Source organism: Pantoea sp. CTOTU49201 (genome assembly GCF_032054795.1).
GTDB lineage: Bacteria > Pseudomonadota > Gammaproteobacteria > Enterobacterales > Enterobacteriaceae > Pantoea > Pantoea symbiotica.
Genome location: NZ_DAMBSA010000237.1, coordinates 1 through 7350, shown reverse-complemented (window position 1 = coordinate 7350; position 7350 = coordinate 1). Strand labels below are relative to the sequence as shown.

At 54.9% G+C, this 7350-nt stretch carries 9 protein-coding genes; 6 read left to right on the top strand and 3 right to left on the bottom strand.

Annotated features, from left to right (window positions below; genetic code table 11):
- Together dnaN and dnaA are read right to left on the bottom strand one after the other, a co-directional pair.
- Nucleotides 1–466 (bottom strand): DNA polymerase III subunit beta (gene dnaN, locus RTY00_RS16015; RefSeq protein ID WP_312665099.1); only part of this gene is annotated, 466 nt, incomplete at its 3' end.
- Between the two features lie 5 nt (nt 467–471).
- Nucleotides 472–1878 carry a chromosomal replication initiator protein DnaA gene (gene dnaA / locus RTY00_RS16010; protein WP_008105301.1) on the bottom strand — a complete coding sequence of 469 codons (1407 nt, stop codon included), beginning with the start codon at nt 1876–1878 and terminating at the stop codon, nt 472–474.
- 602 nt (nt 1879–2480) lie between these two features.
- On the opposite strand from dnaA, the gene rpmH reads away from it, so the two are divergent.
- From rpmH to RTY00_RS15980, 6 genes are all read left to right on the top strand, one after another.
- Nucleotides 2481–2621, top strand: coding sequence for a 50S ribosomal protein L34 (rpmH, locus tag RTY00_RS16005; RefSeq protein WP_003849659.1), 141 nt, complete (start codon nt 2481–2483; stop codon nt 2619–2621).
- Nucleotides 2622–2635: 14 nt separating this feature from the next.
- Nucleotides 2636–2995 (top strand): ribonuclease P protein component, encoded by a 360-nt coding sequence (gene rnpA, locus RTY00_RS16000; RefSeq protein WP_036648555.1) that lies wholly within the window; start codon nt 2636–2638, stop codon nt 2993–2995.
- Nucleotides 2959–3216, top strand: a complete 258-nt coding sequence (yidD, locus tag RTY00_RS15995; RefSeq protein WP_007893564.1) for a membrane protein insertion efficiency factor YidD — start codon at nt 2959–2961, stop codon at nt 3214–3216. The genes rnpA and yidD overlap by 37 nt, the downstream gene beginning before the upstream one ends.
- 2 nt (nt 3217–3218) lie before the next feature.
- Nucleotides 3219–4865: a membrane protein insertase YidC gene (gene yidC, locus RTY00_RS15990; protein WP_154181889.1), complete on the top strand. Its 1647-nt coding sequence runs from the start codon at nt 3219–3221 to the stop codon at nt 4863–4865.
- A gap of 84 nt (nt 4866–4949) precedes the next feature.
- Entirely contained in the window at nt 4950–6314 is a 1365-nt protein-coding gene (gene mnmE, locus RTY00_RS15985) for a tRNA uridine-5-carboxymethylaminomethyl(34) synthesis GTPase MnmE (RefSeq protein WP_008105304.1), read from the top strand.
- A 206-nt stretch (nt 6315–6520) separates the two neighbouring features.
- On the top strand, nt 6521–7111 hold the full coding sequence (locus tag RTY00_RS15980) for a malonic semialdehyde reductase (RefSeq protein ID WP_256697896.1): 591 nt from the start codon (nt 6521–6523) through the stop codon (nt 7109–7111).
- A gap of 46 nt (nt 7112–7157) precedes the next feature.
- Here the strand turns inward: RTY00_RS15980 and RTY00_RS15975 are convergent.
- Nucleotides 7158–7350, bottom strand: a 193-nt coding sequence (locus RTY00_RS15975; protein ID WP_312665098.1) for a flavin reductase family protein, incomplete at its 5' end; no start/stop codon positions are given.

Genomic DNA, 7350 nt, shown 5'->3' with positions numbered 1-7350 from the left:
TGAGGTAATAACGCACATCCTGATGCGCCATTGAGAACTGCGTGGCTTCGATCAGGCGTTTCAGCGTCGCCTGAGGCAAGGTGAATTCCACCTCGCTCTGCCAGTCATCCAGATTTGGGAAGTCGCTGGCGGGCAACGTTGACAGCGAGAAACGGCTGCGGCCAGAGCGCACCAGCATTCTGTCGCCTTCCAGCGTCAGGCTGATCTCAGCGCCTTCCGGCAAACCGCGACAAATATCGAGGAATTTACGCGCGGGAACCGTGGTCGCGCCCGGCTCGTGTGGCTGCGTCAGCGCAACACGGGCTACCATTTCCATTTCCAGATCGGTACCGGTCAAGCGCAGCGAGCCTTCGCTAACCTGCAGCAGTAAATTTCCCAGGATCGGCAGCGTCGGGCGTCCGCCAAGTGGACCGCTAACCTGTTGCAGTGGCTTCAGTAACTGCTCACGTTCTACAATAAATTTCATATGCGTCAGGAAGATAGTGTTCGAATGAGGTTAGAGAAATCTTCTTTGATGTCGTGGCTCTCTTCACGCAGCTGCTCGATTTTTCGACAAGCGTGAAGCACGGTGGTATGGTCGCGGCCACCAAACGCATCGCCAATCTCTGGCAAGCTGTGGTTGGTGAGCTCTTTCGCCATCGCCATCGCCATCTGGCGCGGACGCGCTACCGAACGCGAACGGCGTTTCGACAGCAAATCCGCCACTTTAATTTTGTAATACTCGGCCACCGTTTTCTGAATATTATCAATGGTGACCAGCTTTTCCTGCAGCGCCAGCAGATCGCGCAGCGCTTCGCGCACGAAATCGATAGTGATGGCGCGGCCGGTAAAGTTCGCGTTGGCAATCACGCGGTTCAGCGCGCCTTCCAGCTCGCGAACGTTGGAACGCAAACGCTTAGCAATAAAGAAGGCAACTTCACCCGGCAGGCGAATATCATTTTCATCGGCTTTCTTCATCAGGATCGCGACGCGCGTTTCCAGCTCAGGCGGCTCGATCGCCACGGTTAATCCCCAGCCAAAACGTGATTTCAGGCGATCTTCTACGCCGTTGATCTCTTTTGGATAGCGATCCGAGGTCAGGATGATCTGTTGATTGCCTTCCAGCAGCGCGTTAAACGTATGGAAGAACTCTTCCTGCGAGCGCTCTTTATTGGCAAAGAATTGAATATCATCGATCAGCAGCGCATCAACCGAGCGGTAGTAACGCTTAAACTCTTCGATGGCGTTGTTCTGCAAGGCTTTAACCATGTCCTGCACAAAACGCTCAGAGTGCATGTACACCACTTTGGCATTGGGCTTGCGCGCAATAATGCCGTTACCCACCGCGTGCAACAGGTGAGTTTTACCCAGGCCGGTGCCGCCATACAGGAACAGTGGGTTATAAGCGCCGCCAGGATTATCCGCCACCTGACGTGCCGCCGCGCGCGCCAGCTGGTTCGATTTACCTTCAACGAAGTTGTCGAAGTTATGACGGTTATTCACATTGGAGCGGTAAGTGACATCCGCCGGCGCAGGTACCGAATCCCAGCTTGGACGCAGGATTTGCGTCGGCGCGGGACGATTTTCAATCGGTGCAGGTGCGCTGTAACTGGAAGTGGCCATCGCCGGTTGGCTGGTTGTCACCTGTGCGGCAGGACGCGTGCCGACTTCGAAACGCAGTAACGGCACATTTGCACCGCAGAATTCATTCAGCAGCCCATTGATACTATTGAGATATTTATCTCTAACCCAGTCGAGTACAAACCGATTTGGTGCATACAAGGTCAGCGTATTGTCGTTCAATTCAGCTTGCAGCGGACGAATCCACATGCTGAATTCGGTGGCAGGAAGCTCATCCTGCAAACGGGCAAGACACTGTTGCCAAAGCGTAAGTGACACGGCGGACTCCACTCGTACAAAATCGATAAGAATTTTAGGCGCTAATAAATAGAAACGTAATTTTTAGACACAGACGGTTGGAAAGCGCCTGCGACCGCTATTCGCGGTAGTCTTCCCCGGCGATCGCAGTGAGGATCGTCAGCGGAAGGGCGGATCATAACGTAAAGCCGCACAGAGATCTTCCCTTTCTACACAGTTTTGATCCAATTTATCCACAGGCTGCTGAAGCGATAATGAGTTTACGCTTTCTGCGAAAAAAGCCAGCGTTAATGTGGCTGAAAGCGGTAATTTTTCTGGCGAGCTCTCGTTTCTGCGCAACAAATCTGCAAATTGATCGCAAGAAGATCCTGCGCGATCCTTGCGCTTTAACCCACAGCCCGTATAATTCCCCACCCGGCATTATTGCGTGAAGCCTTGATGCCCGGAATCAGCGGGCTGTATCTGGGTTTCCAGGTGCCGCGACCAGCGAAGTAAATTGACTCTGGACTGTACAATTATTACAATCCCGCCTCTTTATTAAAGACACATTGAGGCGTTGGTCGATTTACTGGCCCGAAAACGCGTCACCCAGTGAAAATTTTCAAGTTTAGGTAGAAATCGCCATGAAACGCACTTTTCAACCGTCCGTACTGAAGCGCAACCGTTCACACGGTTTCCGTGCTCGTATGGCAACAAAAAATGGTCGTCAGGTTCTGGCACGTCGTCGTGCTAAAGGCCGTTCTCGTCTGACCGTTTCTAAGTAATAAAGCTAACCCTCGTGGTTAAGCTCGCATTTCCCAGGGAGTTACGTTTGTTAACTCCCACTCATTTCACTTTCGTCTTCCAGCAGCCACAACGAGCCGGTACGCCGCAAATCACCATACTCGGCCGACTTAACGCGCTGGGGCATCCCCGCATCGGTCTCACCGTCGCAAAAAAACATGTAAAACGTGCCCATGAACGCAACCGGATCAAGCGATTGACCCGCGAAAGCTTTCGTCTGCGTCAACATGAGCTCCCTGCGATGGATTTTGTGATCGTGGCTAAAAAAGGGATTGCTGACCTGGATAACCGTGCGCTGACGGAAGCGTTGGAGAAACTATGGCGTCGTCACTGTCGCCTGGCTCGCGGCTCCTGATTGCCCTGATACGCGTTTATCAACGCGCCATCAGCCCACTGCTGGGACCTCATTGCCGGTTCCATCCCACCTGTTCGCAGTATGGGATTGAGGCCTTACGCCGCTTTGGCGTTGTAAAAGGCAGTTGGTTGACGATAAAACGCGTATTAAAATGCCACCCTTTGAACCCGGGTGGTGACGATCCTGTGCCGCCAAAAACCTTTGATACCAGAGAACATTAACGATGGATTCGCAACGCAATCTCTTTCTCATCGCTTTTCTGTTCGTGTCTTTTATGATCTGGCAAGCCTGGCAGACGGACCACGCTCCGCAGCCACAGCAAACCCAGACCACGCAAAACACAAGCAGCGCAGCGGGTGATGCCGCCACTTCCGGCGTGCCGGCTAGCGGACAGGGCAAAACGATCACCGTTAAGACAGATGTCCTGTCACTCAACATCAATACGCGTGGTGGCGATATTGAGCAGGCTCAGCTGCTGACTTACCCGGACAAACTGGGTTCAGACGCACCGTTCCAGCTGCTTGAAACCACACCTGCCTTCGTTTATCAGGCGCAGAGCGGCTTAACGGGCCGTAACGGTCCGGATAACCCGAACAATGGCGCACGTCCGCTGTATACCACTTCGCAAGATAGCTTCGTGATGGCGGATGGCCAGAGCGAACTGCGCGTGCCGCTGACCTGGACCGGTGAAAACGGCGTGGTTTACACCAAGACGTTCGTCTTCAAGCGCGGTGAGTATGCGGTAAACGTTGACTACAACATCAACAACACCACTCAGCAGCCGCTGGAAGTGTCGATGTTTGGTCAGCTGAAGCAGACCATCGACGTGCCGAAGCACCGCGATACCGGCAGCAACAACTTTGCTCTGCACACCTTCCGTGGCGCAGCGTACTCAACCAGCGATGCGAAATACGAAAAATATAAATTCGACACCATCGCGGATAACGAGAACCTGAACACCACCACCAGCAATGGTTGGGTGGCGATGCTGCAGCAGTACTTTGCTACCGCTTGGGTGCCACGCACGCAGGGTAACAACACGCTGTACACCAGCAACCTCGGCAATGGCATCGCGGCAATTGGCTACAAATCTGCACCGGTTACCGTTGGCGCAGGCGCACAGCAAGATCTTGGCGCAACGCTGTGGGTCGGCCCGGAAATTCAGGACCAGATGGCAGCCATCGCGCCGCACCTGGATCTGACCGTGGATTACGGCTGGTTGTGGTTCATCTCTCAGCCGCTGTTTAAGCTGCTGAAGTTCATCCACAGCTTTATCGGTAACTGGGGCTTCTCCATTATCGTTATCACCTTCATCGTACGTGGCATCATGTACCCGCTGACCAAAGCGCAGTACACCTCGATGGCGAAGATGCGTATGCTGCAGCCGAAGATTCAGGCGATGCGTGAACGTCTGGGCGATGATAAGCAGAAGCAGAGCCAGGAAATGATGGCGCTGTATAAGGCGGAGAAAGTGAATCCGCTGGGCGGCTGTCTGCCACTGGTTATCCAGATGCCAATCTTCCTGGCCTTGTACTACATGCTGTCAGGCTCGGTTGAACTGCGTCATGCGCCGTTTATTTTGTGGATTCATGACCTGTCTGCGCAGGACCCGTACTACATTCTGCCGATCATCATGGGTATCACCATGTTCTTCATTCAGAAGATGTCACCGACCACCGTGACCGATCCGATGCAGCAGAAGATCATGACCTACATGCCGGTTATCTTTACCGTGTTCTTCCTGTGGTTCCCATCAGGTCTGGTGCTGTACTACATCGTCAGCAACCTGGTAACCATTCTCCAGCAGCAGCTGATTTATCGCGGCCTGGAAAAACGTGGTCTGCATAGCCGCGACAAGAAGAAAGCGTAACGTCTGACTGCATCCAGTAGCAGCGTATAATTAAGGGGCGGCATTTATGTCGCCCTGTTTTTTTGTTTCGAGAAAAGGTGAATCATGAGCCACAGCGACACTATCGTTGCCCAGGCGACGCCTCCCGGCCGCGGCGGCGTCGGCATTCTGCGTATCTCCGGCGCGAAAGCCGCTGAGGTAGCGCAAGCCGTGCTCGGCAAGCTGCCAAAACCGCGCTATGCCGACTATCTGCCCTTTACCGATGCCGATGGCAGCGTGCTCGATCAGGGCATTGCACTGTGGTTTCCTGGCCCGAACTCCTTTACCGGCGAAGATGTGCTAGAGCTGCAAGGCCACGGCGGCCCGGTGATTCTTGACCTGCTGCTGAAACGCATCGTGGCGCTGCCCGGTTTGCGCATTGCCCAACCCGGTGAATTCTCGGAACGTGCCTTCCTCAACGACAAGCTCGATTTAGCGCAAGCCGAAGCGATTGCCGACCTGATCGATGCCAGCTCAGAGCAAGCCGCCCGCTCGGCGGTGAACTCGCTGCAGGGCGCTTTTTCCCTGCGCATTAACGCGCTTGTGGAAGCACTTACTCACCTGCGCATCTATGTGGAAGCGGCCATCGACTTCCCGGATGAAGAGATCGATTTCCTTTCCGACGGCAAAATTGAAGCCCAGCTCAATGTGGTGATCGGCGATCTCGATGGCGTGCGTGCCGAAGCGCGTCAAGGCAGCCTGCTGCGCGAAGGGATGAAAGTGGTGATTGCCGGTCGTCCCAATGCCGGTAAATCGAGCCTGCTGAATGCCTTAGCCGGGCGCGAAGCGGCGATCGTCACCGATATCGCCGGCACCACGCGCGACGTCCTGCGCGAGCATATCCATATTGACGGTATGCCGCTGCACATCATCGATACCGCAGGTTTGCGTGAAGCCAGCGACGAAGTTGAGCGCATCGGTATTGAACGCGCATGGCAGGAGATCGAACAGGCCGACCGCGTGCTGTTTATGGTCGATGGCACCACCACCGACGCGACCGAAGCCGCCGCAATCTGGCCGGATTTCGTTGCCCGTCTGCCGGAAGCGCTGCCGATTACCGTGGTGCGCAACAAAGCGGATATGACCGGCGAAGTGCTGGGCCTCACTGAAGTGAACGGTCACTCACTGATTCGTCTCTCGGCGCGAACCGGTGAAGGTGTGGAAGCGCTGCGCGATCACCTGAAACAGAGCATGGGATTTGCCGGCAATATGGAAGGCGGATTTCTCGCCCGCCGCCGCCATCTGCAAGCACTGGAGTTAGCAGCAACGCACTTGCAGCAAGGCAAGCATCAGCTGTTAGGCGCGTGGGCCGGCGAATTACTGGCGGAAGAGTTACGGTTAGCGCAGCAGGCGCTGAGCGAAATCACCGGCGAATTCACCTCCGACGACCTGCTGGGCAGAATCTTCTCCAGTTTCTGTATTGGTAAGTAATAGTCTGTTACGTGGTCGCCATGAATGGCGACCCTACGGTGTTCTAATGTAGGGTGCGCAATCCCGTTAATCATGCGTCTTTGTTATTTGGCTCCCCAACGCCTTTGCAGTATAACGATCACTGCCCGGCGAACAGGTCCTGCTGGGTACATTCATTATTCATGCTAAATATTGGGCGCAAGTTGCTGCCTGAACAGGAGAGAAACATGAGTACAACGCTCGACAGCGTGGCGCTGAACGCGCTGTTCAATGAAGCCCGCACCCACAGCTATTGGCAGGACAAACCGGTTTCGCAGGATTTGCTGAAGCAGCTCTATAGCCTGACCGCGCTGGGCCCAACCTCCGCTAACTGCTCGCCAGGCCGTTTTGTATTTGTGACCTCGCAGGAAGGCAAAGAGAAGCTGAAACCCGCGCTCTCCTCCGGCAACGTCGATAAAACCATGGCCGCACCGGTGACGGTGATCGTGGCGTGGGATCCTGAATTCTACGAAGCGCTGCCGAAGCTGTTCCCGCACGGTGATGCGCGCAGCTGGTTTACCAGCAGCCCGGATCTGGCGAAAGAAACCGCGTTCCGTAACAGCAGCTTGCAAGCAGGTTATTTGATTCTGGCCGCGCGTTCGCTGGGCCTGGATGCGGGCCCGATGTCCGGCTTCGATCCATCAAAAGTAAACGAGGCGTTCTTCAGCGAGAGCAAGTGGCAGGTTAACTTACTGATCAATCTGGGCTATGGCGAAGCCAGCAAACTGCATGCGCGTCTGCCGCGTCTGGGCTTTGATGAAGCCAGCACCTTTGCCTGATTGAGAAAAGGCGTCGGGCTGAGTCCACGACGCCGGTTTTAAGCGGTTATCCCAGTGAATGGAAGCCGCTGTTGAAGTAGATCATCGGCTCTGCCGCTTCACCGGGCAGAGCGATCCCCACGATACGCGCCAGCAGCACGCTGTGCGTGTTCCACTCCACCACCTTCTCCAGCTGACAATCAAAACTCACCAGCGCATCAGCTAAAATCGGCGCACCGGTATTTAATGTCTGCCATGTA

Coding starts and splice junctions, on each gene's coding strand:
- rpmH (WP_003849659.1), top strand. CDS start 2,481: ATGAAACGCACTTTTCAACCGTCCGTACTGAAGCGCAACCGTTCACAC.
- yidD (WP_007893564.1), top strand. CDS start 2,959: ATGGCGTCGTCACTGTCGCCTGGCTCGCGGCTCCTGATTGCCCTGATA.
- yidC (WP_154181889.1), top strand. CDS start 3,219: ATGGATTCGCAACGCAATCTCTTTCTCATCGCTTTTCTGTTCGTGTCT.
- mnmE (WP_008105304.1), top strand. CDS start 4,950: ATGAGCCACAGCGACACTATCGTTGCCCAGGCGACGCCTCCCGGCCGC.
- RTY00_RS15980 (WP_256697896.1), top strand. CDS start 6,521: ATGAGTACAACGCTCGACAGCGTGGCGCTGAACGCGCTGTTCAATGAA.